Genomic DNA, 18,079 nt, shown 5'->3' on the forward strand with positions numbered 1-18,079 from the left:
TCAGTCGGCGCCGAGCTGCGCTCGCACGCGTGGCACGACCTCCTCGGCGTAGAGGCGGATGCACTCCATCCGCTGGTCGTGCGGCAGGGTGCCGAAGGAGTACTTCAGCTGGAAGCGCGAGAGCCCGAGCACCTGCACGGTGTCGACGATCTTGGCCGCGACCGTGTCGGGCGAGCCACAGTAGACGGCACCCCCGGGACCGAGCTGCTGGAGCGCCTGCTCCTTGCCCATGGGCGCCCAGCGCCGCTCGCGGCCGAGCTTGTTCATGTAGGGCAGGAAGTGCGGCATGAACTCCTCGCGCGCCTGCTCGTCGGTGGCCGCGACGTAGCCGGGAGAGTGCACACCGATGGGCAGCTCGGGCTTGCCCATCTCGGACAGGGCCCGCCGGTAGAGGTCGGCGAGCGGGGCGAACTGCCGCGCGGACCCGCCGATGATGGCGATGACGACCGGGAAGCCGTAGTGCGCGGCACGCACGACCGACTGCGGGGTCCCGCCCACCCCGACCCAGACGGGGAGGTGCCCGGACTCCGTCGCAGGCATGATCCGGTCGACCTGGACCGGGGGTCGGATCGAGCCCTCCCACCGCACCGGCTCCTCCGCGACGACGGCCGCGAGCAGGTCGAGCTTCTCCTCGAAGAGCGACTCGTAGTCGCCGAGGTCGAGCCCGAACAGCGGGAAGGACTCGATGAACGAGCCTCTGCCGACAGTGATCTCGGCGCGCCCTCGACTGATGGCGTCGACGGTCGAGAAGCGCTGGAAGACGCGGATCGGGTCGTCGCTGCTGAGCACCGTCACGGACGTGCCGAGGCGGATGTGCTCCGTGCGGCCGGCCAGGCCGGCGAGAAGCACGTCGGGCGCGCTCACGGCGTAGTCGTCACGATGGTGCTCGCCGATGCCGAAGAAGTCGAGGCCGAGCCGGTCGGCGAGCTCACCCTCGGCAAGGACCTCGCGGATCACCGTTGCTGGGTGGAGGGGGACGCCGTCGGGTCCGTTCGCGATGTCACCGAAGGTGTCGAGGCCGAGTTCGAGGCTCATGCCCCCATCGTAGGTAGGCCGCCGAGCGGCCAGGTGCGACCGGCGTCGGGGTCCCAGCGCCGCACGGACTCGACGGCGCCGTCGAGAGCCCGCGTCCCTCCGAGGACGGCGAGCGCCTCACCGACCTGGCGCGACCCGAGGCCGCGGGCGAGGGTGACGTGCGGGGTCCAGCGGCCGGGGCGCACCTGGTCGGGCACGTCGGGTGCGCCGACCATCGCCGCAGCCACGCTCGCCTGCAGGCGCAGCAGCTCGGCAGAGGGGACGACGAGCCGGGCGAGCACGTACCGGCGCGAGCCCATGACGAGCAGCGGGCCGAGCCGAAGAGGCACCGGCACCGTCCCCTCCACGGCGCGCGCGAGGCGGGCCTCGACGAAGTCGGGCACCGAGCCGGCCACCGACAGGGTCACGTGGGGTGCGTTCGTCGCGCCCTGGTGCCTGGCCTGGCTCGGCAGGCCGGCGTCGGCGAGGGCGGCCCACTCCCGCCGGACCTGCGCGTCGGTGGCCTCGTCGAGGAGCGCCTCGACCGAGTGCATCGGCACGTTCAGGCCAGAAACATGAGCGCGTGGAGGCGTGAGCACGACTGTGCGACAACTGCGTCGAGTGAGTTGCCGTGGGCGTCACGCATGGTCGCAGCATATGTCGTTCCCGGCAGCGCGACCGTCGTCGAGCGGTAGCCTCGACGTAGTTGCTTGGGGGAGCACAGGAGTTGGGGGAGCACGTGAGCGAGTTCAGCAACCCGCTGCCCGGGGGCGTCGGCGGCGACAAACCGAAGAAGATCGACCCTCTGGACCGCGCGCAGCTCGCCGAGTCCCCGGTCTCGCTGGGACGGGTCGTCCGACTGTTCCGGCCCCACGCCCGCACCGTCGCGGTCGTCGTCGCGCTCATCGTGGCCACCTCGGTCATCTCGATGGCCCACCCCTTCCTGCTCCGTGCCGTCATCGACGACGCACTGCCCCACCAGGACGTCCGGCTCCTGCTGCTCGCCGTCGGCGGGATGCTGGCCGTCACGGTCGTGAGCCAGCTCCTCGGGGTGGTGCAGACATGGCTGACCACGACGGTCGGGCAGCGCGTCATGCACGCCCTGCGCGTCGACGTCTACCGCCACCTGCAACGTCAGCCCGTCGCCTTCTTCACGCGGACGCGGAGCGGTGAGGTCCAGTCGCGACTCACCCACGACATCACCGGCATGCAGACGGTCATCACCACGTCGGCCACCGGGGTCGCCAGCAACCTGACCACCGTCGTCGCCACCGGCATCGCCATGGTGGCGCTGAGCCCACGGCTGTCGCTCCTCTCGCTGCTCGTCATCCCCCCGGCCGTCCTCATGACCCGGCGGGTCGCGCTGGTCCGCCGGGACGTCATGAGCCAGCGCCAGCGTCGGCTCGCGGACCTCCACAGCCAGGTCGAGGAGGGTCTCACCGTCAGCGGGGCCATCCTCATCAAGACGCTGGGAGCCGGCGAGGCCGCAGCCCGACGCTTCGCCGCGACGTCCAGCGACCTCGTCGACCTCGAGCTGAGGTCCCAGCTCGCCGGTCGTTGGCGCATGGCGACGATGCAGATCACGTTCGCCGCGATCCCCGCGCTCATCTACCTCGCCGCCGGGCTCCCCGCGACCTCCGGCGCCATGACGATCGGCACCCTCATCGCGTTCACGACGCTCCAGACCGCGATCTTCAAGCCCCTCATGGGCCTGCTCGACATCGGCGCCCAGTGGGTCACCTCCATGGCTCTCTTCAGCCGGATCTTCGGCTACCTCGACCTGCCCGTCGACGTCGCTCCCCCGGCCGATCCCGTTGCGGTGCAGCTTGATCAGCTCCGTGGCGAGGTCTGCTTCGAGCACGTCAGCTTCAGCCACGACCCGGAGGCGACGACGCTCACGAACGTCGTCTCGGACGTCTCGTTCCACATCCCCGCGGGCACGACGCTGGCGCTCGTCGGCGAGACCGGTGCGGGCAAGTCGAGCATCGCCGGGCTGCTCGCGCGCCTCCACGACCCGCAGTCCGGCCGGGTCACCATCGACGGGATCGACCTGCGCGACCTCGACCCGACCGACCTCTCCCGCATCGTCGGGGTCGTCTCCCAGGACACGTACCTGCTGCACGCCTCGATCCGCGACAACCTCCTCCTCGCGGCACCGGAGGCCACGGAGGAGGAGCTGTGGCAGGCCCTCTCCGCGGCACAGGTCGCACCGTTGGTCGCGAGCCTCCCCGAGGGCATCGACACCGTCGGGGGTGCCCGCGGCCACCGGTTCTCCGGCGGCGAGAAGCAGCGACTCGCCATCGCCCGGACGCTGCTGCGCAACCCCAGGGTCCTCGTCCTCGACGAGGCGACCAGCGCCCTCGACAACGAGACCGAGCGGGACCTGCAGGTCGCCATCCGACGCCTCATGGCGGGGCGCACGACGCTGACGATCGCGCACCGCCTGTCGACGATCCGTGACGCCGAGCAGATCGCGGTGCTCGACCACGGCCGCATCGTCGAGCTGGGGCGCCACGAGGAGCTCATGGCCCTCGACGAGCGCTACGCCCGGCTCGTCCGGGCTCGCGAGAGCGTGGCGGAGCACGCGGTCGCGGCCTGAGGCGGCCGGCCGGACGAAAGGGCCCGCAGGACGGCATACCTCGGTCGGATGCCGCCCGGCGGCGGCCGTGTGGCACCGTGGGGCCGTGGAACCCCTCGACGCGTCCGACGCGCCCGACGCGCCCGTCCCGCCCCTCCGGGTCGCCGAGTCCGTGCTCCGCGAGCCCGCCCACCGGGTCTCCCGTCGAGCCGTCGTCATGTGGACGGTCCAGGCCCTGGTCGTGGTCGCGCTCCTGCTCGCGGCCCAGGTCGTCTGGTGGCTCGTCGACGACGCCCCGTCACGCACCCCGCACTGGGTCGTCGGCGTCGTGTGGCTCGCCGCTGGTGCGGCCTACGCCGTCGCGATGCCGCAGTGGCGCTACCGCGTGCACCGGTGGGAGGCGACGCCGCGGGCCATCTACACGCAGAGCGGGTGGCTGTGGCAGGAGCGCCGCATCGCGCCGCTCAGCCGCGTCCAGACCGTCGACCTCGAGCGGGGGCCGGTGGCCCAGCTGCTCGGCCTCGCCTCGGTGACCATCACGACCGCCTCGGCGGCCGGGCCCGTCACGATCCACGGCCTCGACGCACCGGTCGCCCGCGAGCTCGTCGACACCCTGACCGCGGCCGCCGTGACCGAGACCGGCGACGCCACGTGAGCGAGGACGGCGGCGGCGGCTGGCGGCGGCTCGACGCCCGGATGCTGCTCGTCCACCCCCTCGAGACACTCGTGCGCTTCCTGCCCGCGCTCCTGGCGATCCTCGTCTTCCGGGCGAGCTCCGACGGCAGCGACCGGTGGGAGCTGTATGCCGTCCCGCTGCTCGTCGCCTTCGGGGTGCTGCGGTGGGTGACGACGCGCTACCGCATCGCCGAGGGCCAGATCGAGCTGCGGCGGGGCCTGTTCACCAAGCAGACCACGACGGCTCGACTCGACAAGGTGCGCACCATCGACCTCACGGCCCAGCTGCACCACCGGGTCCTCGGCCTCGCCAAGGTCGAGATCTCGACCGCCGGGGGCCAGCACGACCGCCTCGTCCTCGACTCGCTGAGCGTCGACGCCGGCCGCCGGCTGCGGGCCGAGCTGCTCCACCGCGTCGACCCCGCCGTCACCGGGCTGCCCGCACCGACCGGGGCACCCGTCGCCGTCGACGAGGTGCCCGGGGACGCCCCGGTCCCGGCCGACGACGAGCTGCTCGTCCGGCTCGACCCCACGTGGATCCGTTTCGCGCCCCTGACGGTGACCGGGCTGGCGAGCGCCGTCGCGATCGTCGGCTTCGTCTCGCAGGGCTTCTCGAGGTTCTCGCAGGAGCGCTCGGTCTTCCGCGACGGCGCCTCGTGGGTGTCGCGGGCGCCGTGGTGGGTCGACGTGCTGCTCCTGCTCGGCGTCGTCTCGCTGCTCGCGGTCGGCGCCTACGTCCTGACGTTCTGGGGCTTCCGGCTGACCCGCAACCGGCTCGGCACGCTGCACACCCGCCGCGGCCTGCTGACCAACCGTGAGACGAGCATCGACGCGGCGCGCGTGCGCGGCCTCCGGCTCGACGAGCCGCTCGGCCTGCGCCTCGTCGGTGCCCGCCGGCTCAAGGTCGTCACCTCGGGGCTGCTGCGCGAGCAGGGCGGGTCCGACTGGCTCTGCCCGCCGGCTCCGGCGGGCGTCGTCACCCCGCTCGCCCTGCGCATCCGACCCGACGAGGCTGCCGTGTCAGGCCCGCTGACACCCCACGGACCGGCCGCCCGGCAGCGCCGGCTGACGCGCACCGTCGTGCCGGCCGCGCTCGTCGCCGCCGGGCTCGTGGCCGCGCGCCTGCTCTGGGACTGGCACGGCTCGCTGCTCGTGCTCGTGCCCCTCCTGCTCGTCGGCGCGGTCGCCCTGGGTCAGGACCGCTACCGGGCCCTCGGCCACGCCGTCACCCCCGACCACCTCGTCTCCCGGCACGGCTCGCTCGACCGGCAGCGGGTCGTGCTCGACCGCGACGGCATCATCGGGTGGAAGGTCGAGCAGTCCTTCTTCCAGCGCCGCGTCGGCGTCGCGACCCTCGTCGCCACGACCGCCGCCGGCCACCAGCACTACGACGTCGTCGACGTCCCCGTCGAGACGGCGTATGCCGTCCTGGCGCAGGTCAGCCCCGACCTGCTCGCCGAGTTCGCCTGAGTCCGCCTGAGTCCGCCCGAGCTGCGGCCTCGTCGCCCTCGCCCTGAGCGCCAGCGAAGCTCGAGGCGCAGGCCGCTCGCCGGCGTTCATCGCGGCGTCCGCTGTCATGATGGGCAGGTGCCCCGCAGACCGAAGGACCGGACGTTCACCGAGATCCTGACCGAGCCGACGTGGTCCGAGAGCGAGGCCGCGCGAAGCGGCCAGCACGCACCGCGACCCGGCACCTTCAACGCGGCCGGCGACTTCTTCGACCCGCACGGGACCAGGCTCGAACCTGTCCGGGACGACGTCACCCCGGACGAAGCCCAGCGACTCGTCGACGCCGGCGCGCTCGTGGTCCACGAGGCCTGCGGGTGCGGCGGCTGGGGCGCAGGCTGCACTCCCACGTGGCTGGGCGACGAACGGCTCGCACAGCTCAGGCGTGGTCCCGAGCCCCGGTTCACCCACCGCTCAGGCGCGCCCACGTGGATCGACGTCTGGGCCAACGACGAACGCAGCGTCGTCTACGCCCACGGTGACGTCCTGTGGGGGTCAGCCATCGGCTGACCTGACGGCCGACGCCGCCGAGAACGACCCGAGGAGCGGTGGCGAGCGCGCACCGATCGCCGTTCGCCGCGAGCTCGGGCTCCGGGCCGGGCGCGCACGGCAACCCGGTCGCCGCGTTCCGACGTGGGGAGGATCCCCGGCGTGCCCGCCGTCGTCTTGGTCGACCTCTCGCTCTGGAGCGGCGTGTTCTCCATCGTCGAGGACGCGTGGCTCCCGTCGCCCCCGAGCCGAGCGGTGAGCTCGTGCAGCGTCGACGCGGCAGCGAGGACGGTCCGCCTCGACGAGCGCCGCGTCATCCGACCTGACGGATGACGCGGCGCACGACCTGGACGGGACGGGTGACTCAGAGACGCATGGACGCCCCGACCTTCTCGGTCTCGTCGTCGACCTGACCGCCGTGGCCGTCCGGCGCCGCGACGTCCGCGACCTCGAGGGGCTCGACGGGCTCGGTCTGGACCATCTCGCCGACGCCCTCACCGGGCGCGGTCTCCTGCACCGTGAGCGAGAAGTCGTCTCCGTGCTCGCTGACGCCCGCGACGACCGCGTGCTCGACGGCCGCGACGGCATACTGCCTGCGGACCACCTGCGGGTCGTGCGAGAGGTCCTTCACGAGCGCGACGGCCAGCCCGACCATGATGACGAGGAAGGGCAGCGCGGCCACGATCGTGACGTTCTGCAGGCCCGACAGGGCGTCCTCACCGCCGATGAGCAGCATGATCGCGGCGACGGCGCCGGTGGCGGCACCCCAGAAGATGACGGTCTTCTTCGACGGCTCGAGGGTCCCCTTCTCCGAGAGCGTCCCCATGACGATCGAGGCGGCGTCGGCTCCCGACACGAAGAAGATCGCGACGAGCAGCATGACGACCACCGCGGTGACGGTCGGCCAGGGCAGGTTGCCGAGCATCGCGAAGAGCGAGCCCTCGGGGGTCGACTGGGCGGCGATGTCCTTGCCGCCCTGCTGCTGCGAGATCCCGGCGCCACCGAAGATGGCGAACCAGATGAGCGAGACGACCGACGGCACGAGCAGGACGCCCGAGACGAACTGGCGGATGGTGCGGCCGCGCGAGATGCGGGCGATGAACATGCCGACGAACGGGGTCCAGCTGACCCACCAGGCCCAGTAGAAGATCGTCCAGCCGGCGAGCCAGTCCTTCATGCCGTTGCCGCCCGCGGCGTCGGTGCGGGCCGACATCATCGCCAGGTCCTTGAAGTAGGACCCGATCGTCGTCGGCACGAGGTTGAGGATGAAGACCGTCGGGCCGACGACGAAGACGAACAGGGCCAGGGCGAGCGCGAGCACCATGTTGATGTTCGAGAGCCACTGGATGCCCTTCTCGATGCCGGACACGGCCGAGAGGATGAAGCACACGGTGAGCACGACGATGATGGCGATGAGCACCGCGTTGCCGACCTTGCCGATGCCGGCGACGATCTGCAGCCCGGAGCCGATCTGCAGGGCACCGAGGCCGAGCGAGGTGGCCGAGCCGAAGAGGGTCGCGAAGATCGCGAAGATGTCGATGACCTTGCCGGCCGGCCCCTGTGCGCGCTTCTCACCGAAGAGCGGCGCGAAGGCCGAGCTGATGAGCAGCGAGCGCCCCTTGCGGAACACGCCGTAGGCGACGGCGAGCCCGACGACGGCGTAGATCGCCCACGGGTGCAGCGACCAGTGGAACATCGTCGTCGCCATCGCGGTCTGCACGGCCTCGGGGTTGCCCGCGGCACCCGTGCCGGGCGGCGGCTTGACGAGGTGGGTCAGCGGCTCGGTGACGCCGTAGAACATCAGGCCGATGCCCATGCCGGCGGAGAACATCATCGCCACCCAGGACGACGTGCGGAACTCGGGAGCCTCGCCGTCACCGCCCAGCGGGATGTTGCAGTACTTGCTCGCGGCCAGCCAGATGACGAAGACGACGAAGCCCGACGCGACGAGCGAGAAGAGCCAGCCGGTGTTGTGGACGACGAAGTCGAGGCCGGCGGAGGCGCTCGTGCTCAGGCTCTCGGTGCCGAGCGCGCCCCAGAGGACGAACGCGATGGCGACACCGGCGGCGACGCCGAAGACGACCTTGTCGACCCGGGATGGTGCGGCGTCCTCGTGGTTCACCGGTGGCGGCTCGAGCGCCGGGTGCAGCGCGTCGTCGGGGCTCTTCGTCAGCTCAGTCATACGTCATGACGGCACCCGGCGAAGGTGCCGTCCGTCTCCTCACGGTTACGTGTCACAGATGTCTCGTAGAACGCTCCACTCTGTCGAAGCACGGGGCACGTGCGCAAAACGAGCACGCCGCCGAGAGCCCCGTGACGGCATACGCGATCGCGAATCACTCTGTGCTCCAATGGTTCCCAGATCGACAAATCGGTCGGGGTGAGATGCCCCACGACAACGCGAAGGGCCACGAACCCGACAGGTTCGTGGCCCTCCGACACCGAGACGGGTCAGCGGGAGGAGCCCACCAGCTCGGGCTCGCGGCCCGACGCGTCGACGTGCTCGGCACCGTCCGTGACGACGTCGTCGTGGTCGACCATGCTCGCCTCGTCGAAGCGGTCCTGGCCCGACAGCACCCGGCTCGCCTTGTCGCGGTCGATCTCGCCGACCCACGTACCGATGAGGACCGTGGCGATCGCGTTGCCGGCGAAGTTCGTCAGCGCGCGCGCCTCGCTCATGAGGCGGTCGATGCCGACGATGAAGCCGACGCCGGGCACGAGGTCGGGGCGGTGCGACTGCAGCCCGCCGGCGAGGGTCGCCAGGCCCGCGCCGCTGACGCCCGCGGCGCCCTTGCTCGCGATGATCATGAAGACGAGCAGGCCGATCTGCTGGCCGATGCTGAACGGCTTGTCCATGGCCTCGGCGATGAAGAGGCTCGCCATCGTCAGGTAGATCGCGGTGCCGTCGAGGTTGAACGAGTAGCCGGTCGGCACGGTGATGCCGACGACCGGACGGGAGACCCCGAGGTGCTCCATCTTGGCGATGAGGCGCGGCAGGGCCGACTCGGACGACGACGTCGAGAGGATGAGGAGGAACTCGCGCCCGAGGTAGCGGAACAGCGAGAAGACGTTCATCCCGGTGACGACCTTGAGGACGGCGCCGAGGAAGCCGAAGACGAAGATCGCGCACGTGGCGTAGAAGGCGAACATCAGCAGGCCGAGGCTCTTGAGCGAGCCGATGCCCGTGGCGCCGACGAGCGCGGCCATGGCGCCGAAGGCACCGACCGGGGCGACCCACATGACCATCGCCATGAGGCGGAAGACGAGCCGCTCGAGGTGCTTGATGCCGCGCAGGATCGGCTCACCCTGCGGACCCATCTTCTGCAGGGCGAAGCCGACGAGCAGGGCGATGAGCAGCGCCTGGAGCACCGAGCCCGACGTCAGTGCGGACACGAGCGTGTCGGGGATGAGGCCGAGGACGAACTCGACGGCGCCCTCGGACTTCTCGGCGATCTGCGCCTGCCCGGACTTGGCGACGGCGTCCGTGAGGTTGAGACCGGCGCCCGGCTTGACGATGTTGCCCACGACGAGCCCGACGCCCAGGGCCACCGTCGACATCGTGACGAAGTAGGCGAGGGCGAGACCGCCGACCTTGCCGACCTGCGCGGCGCGGCGGACCGAGCCGATGCCGAGGACGATGGTGCAGAAGATGATCGGCGTGATCATCATCTTGATGAGGTTGACGAAGCCGGTCCCGAGGGGCTTGAGGCTCTTGCCGACCTCGGGGAAGGCCCAGCCGACGAGGATGCCGGCCACCATCGCCACGAGGACGGCGATGTAGAGGAAATGGGTGCGGTCGCGCTTCGGGGTCGTGCCCGGGTGGGCGTCGACGGCGCTGTCGGCGGTGGAACTCACGGTGACCTCCGTTGGCTGGGTCCGCGCGCTGGGCACGGGACCGGTGAATGTGACGAGGCTGCCGCTCCCAGTGACTAGGGTCACCTTTGTGTTCATTGAGTTCTCACGGCCGGACGTGTGCCGTTGAGCTCGCTCCCCGCCACCGTGACCCGGGCGCTCGGCGCGCCGGGGCGGTGGAGCGTCGCGGCGCAGACCTTCGCGCTGCAGGTGCTCATTGCGGTCCTCGTGGTCGTCGCAGGCCTGGCCGGCGCCTACGGGCAGGCCCAGCGCGCCGGCGACCAGGAGGCGATCGCCCGCGCCCTCGCGGTGGCCGAGACGATGGCGGCCACGCCGTCGGTCGTCACGGCGGTGCAGGGCCCGGACCCGACGGCGGCCCTGCAGCCGTACGCCGAGCGCGTGCGGGTCGAGACGCGCACCGACTTCGTCGTCGTCATGAGCCGTGACGCGATCCGCTACACGCACCCGGACCCGACCCAGATCGGCAAGAGGTTCATCGGCCACACCGAGGCGGCGCTCGCCGGCGGCATCGTCGAGGAGGACTACACCGGCACCCTGGGCCCCTCCTCGCGCGTCGTCGTGCCCGTCACCGACGCGGGCACGGTCGTGGCGCTCGTCTCCGTCGGCATCCGCAAGTCGGCCGTGGGCGAGCGCGTGCGCACGCAGCTGCCCGGGCTGCTCCTCGCGGGCCTCGTCGCCGCCCTCCTGTCAGGGCTGGGGACGGCCCTGGTCTCGCGGCGCATCCGCCGGCAGACCCACGGTCTCGGCGAGGAGCAGCTGCGCGAGATGTACGAGTACTACGACGCGGTGCTGCACGCCGTGACGGAGGGTCTCGTCATCACCGACCTCGACGGACGGCTGCGGCTGGCCAACGATGAGGCGACGCGGCTGCTGGCACTGCCCGCCGACGCGGTCGGGCGACCCGTCGCCGACCTCGGCCTGGGTCCGGCCCTGACGGCCGCGCTCACCGACGACGCGTCCCACGAGGACGAGCTGCACGTGACGTCGGCCCGCGTGCTCGTGCTCAACCGCGGGCCGGCCCGCTGGCAGGGCCGCCTCCTCGGCCACGTCGCGACGTTGCGCGACCGCACCGACCTCGAGGCCCTGACCGGCGAGCTCGACTCGGCCCGTGGCCTCACCGAGGCGCTGCGCTCACAGGCGCACGAGTCGGCGAACCGGCTGCACACCATCGTCAGCCTCATCGAGCTCGGGCACACGGACCGGGCGCTCGACTTCGCGACGGACGAGCTGAAGGTCTCGCAGCTGCTCACCGACCGCGTCGTCGGTTCCGTCGACGAACCGGCCCTCACCGCAGTGCTTCTCGGCAAGGCCGCCGAGGCCCACGAGCGCGGCATCGCCTTCGAGATCGAGCCCGGGTCGGGCTGGCCGCGCGGCGTGGCTCCCACGCGCGACGTCGTGACGATCGTCGGCAACCTCATCGACAACGCGCTCGACGCCGTGACCGGAGGGTCCGGGTCCGCCGGCGCGGCGCGCCCCGACCGGCAGGTGCGCTTCGCCTCCCGGGTCGATGGGGCGTATGCCGTGCTCGAGGTGAGCGACGACGGCCCGGGCCTGCCGCCGGGCGGGGTCGAGGACGCCTTCCGGCGCGGCTGGTCGACGAAGGAGCAGGGCAGCGCGGGGCGGCGCGGCATCGGCCTCGCGCTCGTGGGGCAGACCGTCGAGCGGCTCGGTGGCACCCTCGAGGTGTCGGGTCCGCCCGGTGCGACGTTCACCGTGCGGCTCCCGGTGGGAGGCGTCCATGACTGACACCTCGGCGAACCGAGCGCTGCGCGTCCTCGTCGTCGAAGACGAGCCGATCGCGGCCGAGGCGCACACGGCATACGTCGGCCGCGTCGACGGCTTCGAGGTCGTCGCGACCGTGGGGACGTCCCAGACTGCCCTGAAGACGTTGCAGGACAGGGAGATCGATGTCGTGCTGCTCGACATGAACCTGCCGGACCGGCACGGCCTCGACGTCGTCCGCGCCATGCGCTCGGCGGGACACCGGGCCGACGTCATCGCGGTCACCTCCGCTCGCGATCTCGAGGTCGTCCGTGCAGCCGTGTCGCTCGGGGTCGTGCAGTACCTCCTCAAGCCCTTCGTCTTCGCGACCCTGCGGGAGCGGCTGCTCGCGTACCGCGCCTACCGCGAGCAGGTGACGAGCGGGGCCGAGGTCGGCACGCAGGCCGAGGTCGACGAGGTCTTCGCCGGCGCCCGCGTCGCAGGCGAGGCCCGGCTGCCCAAGGGGATGGGCGAGGAGCTGCTCGCCAAGGTCTCGCGCCTGCTGCGCGAGGCCACCGACGGACGCTCGGCGAGCGAGCTCGCGGAGGCCCTCGGCGTCAGCCGCGTCACGGCCCGCCGCTACGCCGAGTACCTCTGCGAGACCAAGGTGGTCGTGCGCCGGTCGAGGTATGCCGGGGCTGGACGTCCCGAGGTCGAGTACCTCTGGGCGCGGTGAGGACTCAAGCGCCCGCCGGCACGAGGCGACCGAGTCGGGCGAGCACCCGCTCCTGCCGGTCGGCGCCCTCTCCGACGGGCAGGGCCGGCTTGCAGACCCCGTCGTCGTAGAGGTGGTCGCCGAAGCCGTCGGCCGACCGGTCGATCATCTCGAGCTCGGCGTCGGTGAGGTGCTCGTCGAGTCCGGCGGCGACGGCGATGTCCCAGCGGTGCACGACGAGGTCGAAGCCGTGGAACGCGACGATCGACGCACCCACCGTGGTGCGGCCGAAGACGCCGTCGTACTCCATGCCCGCGACGGCAGGGTCGGCGAGCAGCTCGCGCATCCGCGCCTCGTGGGCGCGCCAGACGGCACGGGGATCGGTGGCGATGTCGGCCGAGACGTCGGCCAAGACGTCGGCCAAGACGTCGGCCGAGACGTCGGCCGAGACGTCGGCCGAGGCGTCGTTCGACGGGTCGGCGTCGAGGTCGGTCGACGACGCGACGTCGATCCCGCGCTCGGCGAGGAAGCCCCGCTGGCTCCCGATGACGTGCGCCAGCACGTCGCGGGCCGTCCAGCCCTCACAGGGGCTCGGGGCGTCCCAGGCGTCGGCGGGGACACGGTCGACGACGGAGCCGAAGGGCTCGGCGAGGTCGAGGTAGGCGGCGAGGGTGTCGGGTGTCGAGGTCATGCCGCCACGATAGGAGCGCGCCCGTCGGTGGGTCTTGATACTTTCCGACACGTGACGACGTCTGCCTCGGCTGGACGCACGGCGGCACGGGACGACATCGAGCGCGCCCACCTGGTCGACCCCACCGACCGGACGTGGTCCATCGCCCGTGCCGCGGTGTCGCCCGACCTCGCCGATCTCGCGCGCCGCTTCTGGATCCCGGTCTGGGACGTGCCCGCGGGGCGCGACTCGGTGCAGCGCGTGCTGCAGTACCCCGTCTGCCTCATCGTCGTGTCCGACACCTATGCGCGTCTCTACGGCGTCGTGTCCGGCCTGTCGCACACGATGCTGACCGGGCGCGGGTGGGCCGTCGGCATCATGCTCCAGCCCGCGGCCGGGCACCTGCTGACCGCAGAACCGGTGAGGCGGATGACCGACCGCCACGTCGACCTCACGACCGTGGCCGCCGTCGACGGAGCCGCTCTGACACAGGGCGTGCGCTCGGCCATGGGCGCCGACCCCACCGCGCCCGAGGCACAGGCACGGGCCCGTGAGGTCGTCGAGGACTCCCTGCGCGCCCTGCTGCCCGTCGACGACGAGGGCCTGCTCGTCAACGCGATCGTCGAGGACGTCGAGACCTCCCCCGAGCTGCTCCGCGTCGACGACCTGTGTGCGCGCTTCGACATCGGCGAGCGCACCCTCCAGCGTCTGCTGCACAAGCGGATCGGGCTCGGGCCCAAGTGGCTCATCCGCCGGCGCCGGCTCCAGGAGGCGGCCGACCGGTTGCGTCACTCAGGTGCCGAGCTGGCCGGCATCGCCGTCGACCTCGGCTATGCCGACCAGGCCCACTTCACCCGCGACTTCCGCATGGCGACCGGCATGATCCCGGGAGAGTTCGCGTCGCGCTTCCGCTGAGCGCGGACGCCCCACGGACCGGGCCCGGGCCGACCTCCACAGCAACCGCCCGACCGGCTCCCAGCAAGGTCCGAGACTTCCTCCAGCCGGGCTCCAGTGCGCGCACAGTCACCCGTCAACGTGTCCTGCTTCGCTGGGTCCAACGGCCACCGAGAGGCGGCGGCCCGGCAGGATCCGGAGTTGGTTGAGATGGGGCTGACGGACTCGGCGCTCCCGGTCGTCGTCGCGGTGCTGGCAGTCGCCGTCTTCGTGCTCGTCGCCGTCGGGTGGCCCCACCCCCGACGACGGGGCCTGCGGATCACCGTCCGCGCCCTCCAGGCGCTCCTGCTCAACGCCCTCGTCCTCGTGCTCGCAGGCGTCCTCATGAACGACCAGTACCTCTTCTACGTCTCGTGGGCCGACCTGCTCAGCTCCGGGCCGGAGCAGGCGGGGCACGCCGTGACTGCCGGCGACGCCGCGGCCGGAGGCCGGGTCCACCTCGGCAACGGGCTGCGCGGACCCACGGCGGCAACGCTGCCGGCGCTGCCGAGCCCCGGTCAGCGCGAGCAGTCCTACACGGTGACCGGTGCCGGGTCGGGCCTCACCGGCCAGGTCATCGTGCTGCTCCCGAAGGGCTACGACCCGACCCAGGCCAAGACCTACCCCGTCATCGAGTCGCTGTCCGGCTACCCCGGGACACCGCGCTCCAACTTCCACGGCTTCGCCCTCGACACCACCTTCCAGGACCTCGTCGACCGGCACACGATCCGGGCCCCCATCATCGTCATGCCGCAGATCAACACCCCTAACTCGCTCGACACCGAGTGCGTCAACGCCCCGGGCAAGACGGGACTCCAGACCGAGACCTGGCTCGCCAAGGACGTTCCGGACTGGGCGGCCAAGCACTTCCGCGTCGCCCTGCAGCGCTCGTCGTGGGCTGCCATGGGCTTCTCCTACGGCGGCTGGTGCGCAGCCATGCTCGCGATGCACCACCCGAACACGTTCGGTGCGGCGATGTCGCTCATGGGCTACTTCCGCCCGGAGTTCGGCCCGGCCTACGACCCGCTCACCCGCGGGGTCGGCAACTACGACCTGGCCCACCTCGCGCGGACCACTCCCCCGCCCGTCTCGCTCTGGCTCATGGCGAGCAAGGACGACCCCACCGCCTACCCGCAGCTCGTGTCGTTCCTCAAGAGCGTGCGTTCGCCGATGGCCGTGACGTCCGTCGTGCTGCGCACCGGAGGACACCGCGTCGACACGATCCCGCCCGTCCTGCCCGGGATGCTCAGCTGGTTGCGGTCGGCCCTGCCCGGCTTCACCCCCTGAGGACCCGTCTCAGCTCGCGAGTCGGTGACGAGTGCGGCTGCGTCTGTCTCCTCAGGGCGGCTGCGCACTCCGCGACGACGGCGACCGCCAGGGCCGGCGCCGTGTCGTCGGGCGGCTCGGGGACGATCCGGCTGACGATGCCGCGGGCTGCGAGGTCGAGCACGCCGACCTGTTGCAGCTCGGCCATCTCGGCGGCGTGGGTCACGTCGCCGTGGACGATCGCACTGGCCCCCTCGGGCGGCAACGGCGAGAGCCAGGCGTGCTCGGCCGCGATGACCTCGTGGGCCGGCAGCAGCGCGAGCGCCCCACCCCCACAGCCCTGCCCGAGCACGACCGACACCGTCGGCACCGTCATGGTGGTCAGCGTCGCGATGCACCGGGCGATCTCGCCGGCGATCGCCCCCTCCTCGGCGCGGGCCGAGAGCTCGGCGCCGGGGGTGTCGATGACGGTGACGAGCGGCATACCCAGCTCCTCGGCGAGGCGCATCGCCCGGCGGGCCTCGCGCAGCGCGCCGGGGCCCATCGGCGACGTCGGGGACTGGCGCGCCCGGTCCTGCCCGACGAGGACGCACGGCTGGCCGTCGAGACGGGTCAGGGCGACGAGCATCGTGGAGTCGCGCTCCCCCTCGTCGGTGCCGTTGAGCCGGAGGGTGCCGGTGGCGCCGTGGCGCAGCAGCTCGCGCACGCCCGCCCGGCCCGGACGTCGGGTGTCCTCGATGGACTCCCACGTCGAGAGGTGTCCGCTCGGCTCACCGTCGCGCCGGTCGAAGCGCGGCACCGTGGGCCCGTCGACGAGCACCCCCAGGGCGCGGTCGACGAGCATCGGCAGGTCCTCGGCGGCGACCACCGCGTCGAGCACGCCCTTGGCCGCGAGGTTCTCCGCCGTCTGCACCCCGGCCGGGAACGGCTCGCCGTTGAGCGCCTCGTAGACCTTGGGGCCGAGGAAGCCGACGAGCGCTCCGGGCTCGGCCACGGTCACGTGCCCGAGCGAGCCCCACGAGGCGTAGACGCCGCCGGTCGTCGGGTGCCGCAGGTGCACGAGGTAGGGCAGCCGCGCGGCCCGGTGGGCCATGAGGGCCCGCGAGATCTCGACCATGTGGACGAACGCGGGCGTCCCCTCCTGCATGCGAGTGCCGCCGGAGGCCGTCGAGGCCAGCACGGGCAGGCCTTCGGCGGTGGCTCGCCGCACGGCCGCGGTGATGCGCTCGGCCGCCGCCCGGCCGATCGACCCGGCCAGGAAGCGGAACTCGTTGACGACGACCGCCACGGGACGCCCCCGCACGAGTCCCCGGCCGGTGAGCACCGACTCGTCGGTGCCCGCCCTGGCGGCGGCCGCCTCGAGCTGGAGCCGGTAGGCCTCGGGCTGCCCGCTGATGTCGATGGGCTCGTCCCACGACTCGAACGACCCGGCGTCGAGGACGAGGTCGAGCAGCTCGTGCGCGGTCCACGGTCGGCGCGCCATCACTCCTCCGTCAGCCAGGCGCGGATCGCCGCGCCGTCCTCGTCGAGGGTCGGCGGGGCGTCGTGGTCGCGGCGCGTCACCTCGGTGCCGTCGCCGTCGAAGAAGCGCAGCGGCGGGCCGGGCAGCGTCAGCGCACCGAGGGTCGGGTGCTCGACCTCGACGAGCAGGCCCTGGCTCGCGGTCTGGTCCCACGCGTACACCTCGTCGAGCGTGCGCACCTTGCCGGCGGGCACGCCGACCTCGGCGAGACGGGCCAGCAGGGGCTCGGCGTCCCAGTCGGCGAAGGCCGCCTCGACGACCTCGATGACGCGGTCGCGCGCGCCGACCCGCTCGGCGTTCGTCGCGAGCCCCTCGGCGGCGGGGTCGAGACCGAACGCCGCGCACAGGCGCTGCCAGAGGCCCTCGCTGCCGACGGCGATCTGCACCGAGCCGTCGCGGCACCGGAAGAGGCCGTAGGGGCTGATCGACGGGTGGTGGTTGCCGGCGGAGCGCCCGACCTCTCCGGCCACCGTCCAGCGCGTGCCCTGGAAGGCGTGCACCCCGACGACGGCGGCCAGCAGCGACGTGCGCACGACGGTGCCCCTCCCGGTGCGGTGGCGCTCGTTGAGGGCGGCGACGACCCCGTAGGCGCCGTACATGCCCGAGAGCAGGTCGGCGATGGGGACGCCGACGCGCTGCGGGTCGCCGGGGCCGGAGCCCGTGAGCGACATGACGCCGGCCTCGCCCTGGGCGATCTGGTCGTAGCCGGGGCGGCCTCCCTCGGGGCCGTCGTGGCCGAAGCCGGTGATCGACAGCACGACGAGGCGCGGGTTGCGGGCCATGAGCGACTCGATACCGAGACCGAGCCGCTCGAGCACGCCGGTGCGGAAGTTCTCGACGAGCACGTCGGCCCGGTCGACGAGGGCGAGCAGCACGTCGCGGTCCGCCGCGTCCTTGAGGTCGAGGGTGATCGACTCCTTGTTGCGGTTGGCCGACAGGAAGTACGTCGACTCGCGCCGCCCCTCCTCCCCGACGAAGGGCGGCCCCCAGCCACGGGTGTCGTCCCCGCGGCCGGGAGCCTCCACCTTGATGACGCGGGCGCCCTGGTCGGCCAGCATCATCGTCGCGTGCGGTCCCGCGAGGGCTCGGGAGAGGTCGACGACGACGACGTCGGAGAGGGGTCCATGTGCGGTCATT

16 protein-coding genes are annotated in these 18,079 nt (G+C 72.3%); 9 read left to right on the forward strand and 7 right to left on the reverse strand.

Features of this window, described 5'->3' with window-relative positions; translation table 11 throughout:
• Together TAE01_RS06315 and TAE01_RS06320 are read right to left on the reverse strand one after the other, a co-directional pair.
• Nucleotides 1–1,035, reverse strand: a complete 1,035-nt coding sequence (locus tag TAE01_RS06315) for an LLM class flavin-dependent oxidoreductase (protein ID WP_147064576.1) — start codon at nucleotides 1,033–1,035, stop codon at nucleotides 1–3.
• Nucleotides 1,032–1,568 carry a 2'-5' RNA ligase family protein gene (locus tag TAE01_RS06320; RefSeq protein ID WP_147064890.1) on the reverse strand — a complete coding sequence of 179 codons (537 nt, stop codon included), beginning with the start codon at nucleotides 1,566–1,568 and terminating at the stop codon, nucleotides 1,032–1,034. The genes TAE01_RS06315 and TAE01_RS06320 overlap by 4 nt, the downstream gene beginning before the upstream one ends.
• Before the next feature lie 185 nt (nucleotides 1,569–1,753).
• On the opposite strand from TAE01_RS06320, the gene TAE01_RS06325 reads away from it, so the two are divergent.
• The 5 genes from TAE01_RS06325 to TAE01_RS20470 all read left to right on the forward strand — a co-directional run bounded on the left by TAE01_RS06325 (nucleotide 1,754) and on the right by TAE01_RS20470 (nucleotide 6,595).
• A complete protein-coding gene (locus tag TAE01_RS06325) occupies nucleotides 1,754–3,613 on the forward strand; it encodes an ABC transporter ATP-binding protein (protein WP_147064577.1) in 1,860 nt (619 codons plus the stop codon).
• Nucleotides 3,614–3,698: 85 nt separating this feature from the next.
• Entirely contained in the window at nucleotides 3,699–4,247 is a 549-nt protein-coding gene (locus TAE01_RS06330) for a PH domain-containing protein (protein ID WP_246111177.1), read from the forward strand.
• On the forward strand, nucleotides 4,244–5,737 hold the full coding sequence (locus tag TAE01_RS06335; RefSeq protein ID WP_147064579.1) for a PH domain-containing protein: 1,494 nt from the start codon (nucleotides 4,244–4,246) through the stop codon (nucleotides 5,735–5,737). Before TAE01_RS06330 ends, TAE01_RS06335 begins: the two co-directional genes overlap by 4 nt.
• A gap of 117 nt (nucleotides 5,738–5,854) precedes the next feature.
• Nucleotides 5,855–6,283, forward strand: coding sequence for a hypothetical protein (locus TAE01_RS06340; protein ID WP_147064581.1), 429 nt, complete (start codon nucleotides 5,855–5,857; stop codon nucleotides 6,281–6,283).
• Nucleotides 6,284–6,424: 141 nt separating this feature from the next.
• Complete coding sequence (locus tag TAE01_RS20470) at nucleotides 6,425–6,595, forward strand: hypothetical protein (protein WP_186815069.1); 171 nt, start codon at nucleotides 6,425–6,427, stop codon at nucleotides 6,593–6,595.
• Between the two features lie 31 nt (nucleotides 6,596–6,626).
• Here the strand turns inward: TAE01_RS20470 and TAE01_RS06345 are convergent, their stop codons facing one another.
• Together TAE01_RS06345 and TAE01_RS06350 are read right to left on the reverse strand one after the other, a co-directional pair.
• Entirely contained in the window at nucleotides 6,627–8,444 is a 1,818-nt protein-coding gene (locus tag TAE01_RS06345; RefSeq protein ID WP_147064583.1) for a BCCT family transporter, read from the reverse strand.
• Nucleotides 8,445–8,713: 269 nt separating this feature from the next.
• Nucleotides 8,714–10,117: a cation:dicarboxylate symporter family transporter gene (locus tag TAE01_RS06350; protein WP_246111178.1), complete on the reverse strand. Its 1,404-nt coding sequence runs from the start codon at nucleotides 10,115–10,117 to the stop codon at nucleotides 8,714–8,716.
• Between the two features lie 123 nt (nucleotides 10,118–10,240).
• Between TAE01_RS06350 and TAE01_RS06355 the strand changes: the two genes are divergently transcribed.
• Both TAE01_RS06355 and TAE01_RS06360 read left to right on the forward strand, forming a co-directional pair.
• Nucleotides 10,241–11,881 carry a sensor histidine kinase gene (locus TAE01_RS06355; protein WP_246111179.1) on the forward strand — a complete coding sequence of 547 codons (1,641 nt, stop codon included), beginning with the start codon at nucleotides 10,241–10,243 and terminating at the stop codon, nucleotides 11,879–11,881.
• Nucleotides 11,874–12,572, forward strand: coding sequence for a response regulator (locus TAE01_RS06360; RefSeq protein ID WP_147064587.1), 699 nt, complete (start codon nucleotides 11,874–11,876; stop codon nucleotides 12,570–12,572). Before TAE01_RS06355 ends, TAE01_RS06360 begins: the two co-directional genes overlap by 8 nt.
• Before the next feature lie 4 nt (nucleotides 12,573–12,576).
• Here TAE01_RS06360 and TAE01_RS06365 read toward each other — a convergent pair whose 3' ends face one another.
• Nucleotides 12,577–13,242, reverse strand: coding sequence for a maleylpyruvate isomerase family mycothiol-dependent enzyme (locus TAE01_RS06365; RefSeq protein ID WP_147064589.1), 666 nt, complete (start codon nucleotides 13,240–13,242; stop codon nucleotides 12,577–12,579).
• 51 nt (nucleotides 13,243–13,293) lie between these two features.
• Here TAE01_RS06365 and TAE01_RS06370 point away from each other — a divergent pair, with 51 nt between their 5' ends.
• Both TAE01_RS06370 and TAE01_RS06375 read left to right on the forward strand, forming a co-directional pair.
• A complete protein-coding gene (locus TAE01_RS06370; protein ID WP_147064591.1) occupies nucleotides 13,294–14,136 on the forward strand; it encodes a helix-turn-helix domain-containing protein in 843 nt (280 codons plus the stop codon).
• 189 nt (nucleotides 14,137–14,325) lie between these two features.
• Complete coding sequence (locus TAE01_RS06375) at nucleotides 14,326–15,441, forward strand: alpha/beta hydrolase (protein ID WP_186815070.1); 1,116 nt, start codon at nucleotides 14,326–14,328, stop codon at nucleotides 15,439–15,441.
• On the opposite strand, the gene TAE01_RS06380 is transcribed toward TAE01_RS06375, so the two are convergent.
• Both TAE01_RS06380 and TAE01_RS06385 read right to left on the reverse strand, forming a co-directional pair.
• Entirely contained in the window at nucleotides 15,431–16,903 is a 1,473-nt protein-coding gene (locus TAE01_RS06380) for a carboxyl transferase domain-containing protein (protein WP_147064595.1), read from the reverse strand. The two genes, TAE01_RS06375 and TAE01_RS06380, sit on opposite strands and share 11 nt — an antisense overlap.
• Complete coding sequence (locus TAE01_RS06385; protein WP_147064597.1) at nucleotides 16,903–18,078, reverse strand: CaiB/BaiF CoA transferase family protein; 1,176 nt, start codon at nucleotides 18,076–18,078, stop codon at nucleotides 16,903–16,905. Before TAE01_RS06385 ends, TAE01_RS06380 begins: the two co-directional genes overlap by 1 nt.
• Nucleotide 18,079: the final 1 nt, after the last annotated feature.

This window comes from Terrabacter aerolatus (assembly GCF_007991735.1).
In the GTDB taxonomy this organism is placed as follows: Bacteria; Actinomycetota; Actinomycetes; order Actinomycetales; family Dermatophilaceae; genus Terrabacter; species Terrabacter aerolatus.

Bases quoted from the DNA above. Each gene is read 5' to 3' on its own strand.
- TAE01_RS06375 (WP_186815070.1), top strand. From the start codon at position 14,326: ATGGGGCTGACGGACTCGGCGCTCCCGGTCGTCGTCGCGGTGCTGGCA.
- TAE01_RS06315 (WP_147064576.1), bottom strand. From the start codon at position 1,035: ATGAGCCTCGAACTCGGCCTCGACACCTTCGGTGACATCGCGAACGGA.
- TAE01_RS06345 (WP_147064583.1), bottom strand. From the start codon at position 8,444: ATGACTGAGCTGACGAAGAGCCCCGACGACGCGCTGCACCCGGCGCTC.
- TAE01_RS06320 (WP_147064890.1), bottom strand. From the start codon at position 1,568: ATGCACTCGGTCGAGGCGCTCCTCGACGAGGCCACCGACGCGCAGGTC.
- TAE01_RS06385 (WP_147064597.1), bottom strand. From the start codon at position 18,078: ATGACCGCACATGGACCCCTCTCCGACGTCGTCGTCGTCGACCTCTCC.
- TAE01_RS06380 (WP_147064595.1), bottom strand. From the start codon at position 16,903: ATGGCGCGCCGACCGTGGACCGCGCACGAGCTGCTCGACCTCGTCCTC.
- TAE01_RS06360 (WP_147064587.1), top strand. From the start codon at position 11,874: ATGACTGACACCTCGGCGAACCGAGCGCTGCGCGTCCTCGTCGTCGAA.
- TAE01_RS06365 (WP_147064589.1), bottom strand. From the start codon at position 13,242: ATGACCTCGACACCCGACACCCTCGCCGCCTACCTCGACCTCGCCGAG.